Here is a 2,058-nt window from a genome sequence, read left to right on the forward strand (position 1 = left end):
CGGCCAACTCCGGACAGCCGACGCTTGAAGCACATCGCCCCAAAGCAGCCATTCAAAAACGATGAATACAGGTTTGTGTTCACGACGGTTGCTGGAGTCAGGCGGCGCACGTCAGCGTGTCTGCTTGAACGAACTGTCGAGCGGGAGTTGGCGGTCAGGAGACCGTATTACGGACAGAATGGGCCTGAAGACGGATGCGCTTCGACTGAGACTGCTGCAAATTCAACTGCCATCAGAGCGGAAGTGTCCGCGTTTACGGGGTGGAACACGTATCGGCTTACCATGCCGAACGGGCGGTTTAACCCCATGCGGCTTGCCCACGCGTTAGAAGGTATACCCAAGCCGATAAAGAAAACCAGATGAGATCGCGTTGGATGCCTGCGTTTGCCTTGCGTATTGCCATCTACGGCGTGATCGTCCCGCTGGCTTTTGTTGTGGTCGTACCTCACTCGTTCGAAGTGATCCACTGGTGGCTGACGCCAAGCCCGATTCCTGCGAATGCCGCACTCCTTCCGCAGACCGCAGAACACGTGCCTGACTCGCCTCTCCCGAAGATTGCTTTGCCGCCGTTGCCTTCGGTGCATGAGCTGCTGGCCGAGGTGGAGCGCCTCCAGGACCTGTTCGATCAAGGCCGCATGCACGAGCTCTACGCGAACTTTTCCGATGAAGCCAAGGCGCAGGTTCCGGAAGCTGTGTTCGTTGCGCAGGCCAACGAAGTGCTTGAGCAACTCGGGCCGCGCAAACCCTATGGCTGGAACGATGCGGACCGGTTATCGACCTTCCTCAACGGGCCATCCAAAGGTCGCCAGGCGCTGCTGTGGAAACTGCATCCGGAAACCTTGAAATTCGATTTCGGTTCCCAGTGCTTCGGCAGTCTGGCTGACTCCAGCGAAGATCTGGTGCTCGATGTCTCGGGCGGCAAAGTGAAGCTCGCGATGTTTTCGGAATTCAAGGAGAAGTCTCCCGGAGCCAGCATCTGGCTGCCGCAGACTTGCTATCACAAGGGGGAAGATCCTTTGCAGCACTGCACTGTGCCTGGCGCGCCGGTGATTGCCCATCATGCGATCGCCATCCCCGTGCCGGTGATTGCCCATGATGCGATCGCTATTCCCACGCCGGGACACACCTGGGATTCGACCGCCCTGGCGATCGATCCGGAGGATCACGCGGTGATCGCCGCAGCCGGCCGTGGAGGCTGGCTCCTGATGGCCAGCTGCCGCACCACGCCATGCCGAGGCGACGCCATGACCACGACCACCCATGCCCTAGCGCTGGACAGCCCGGTCGCGCTGGCGATCGGGCACGACGGACTGCCGATGGCGGCCGCGAGCTCGAAAGGCAGGGTGATGCTCGTGCATTGCGACGACAGGCCATGCTCGAAGATCTCGTCGAGCGCTGTCGCGTCGGGTCAAGCGCTGGGGCTCGCCCTTGGATCGGAGGGCTTTCCCTTGATCACTTATTCCGTGTTCGATGAGCACACGCTGGCGACGCAGCTGCGCCTTGCCAGGTGCCAGGATGCGACCTGTACGCAACCTGCGATCACGATCGCCGTGGGAGCGCTCGACAGGCGCGGATCGAGCAATACGTCGATCGCCATGGCTCGCGACGGGCGCGCCATGATCGCGTTCAAGGGCCCTGATCGCGCCAGTCGAGCGGATGCATCGATACAGTTCGCTCGTTGCGCAGATCGCCTGTGTAGTGCCGTGACAGTGCGCGAACTGGTCATCAAGGGGAATAGCGCAACGTCGCGAGTGTCCATGCCTGGGACAGAGGAAGGCCACGGTGCGGGACCGGGCATCGAGACGGTGGTACTTCATGCCGGAGCGCAGGGCGGCCCGGTCATGGGCTACACCATGCTCAAAGACGGCGAAAGCCTCCTGCGCATCCTGATTTGTGCCGACAGCGACTGCGCAGGTGGTCTTGCAACGCACACGGTGCGCGAAGTGGACGACCCCAGCTCGATCGCTGCTGAAATCGACCCGGAAGATCGGCTCGTGTTTGCCGCAATCGCCTACCGGGGAGAAGGCGTATATCCGAACGCACTGCCCCCCCAATGTT

1 protein-coding gene is annotated in these 2,058 nt (G+C 61.3%); it reads left to right on the top strand.

The window, feature by feature from the left end; genetic code table 11:
- Positions 1-374: 374 nt before the first annotated feature.
- The coding region (locus tag B0E46_RS17100; protein ID WP_139350620.1) for a hypothetical protein at positions 375-2,058 on the top strand (1,684 nt) is incomplete at its 3' end.

The sequence above is a fragment of the Rhodanobacter sp. B04 genome, from assembly GCF_002001125.1.
GTDB lineage: Bacteria > Pseudomonadota > Gammaproteobacteria > Xanthomonadales > Rhodanobacteraceae > Rhodanobacter.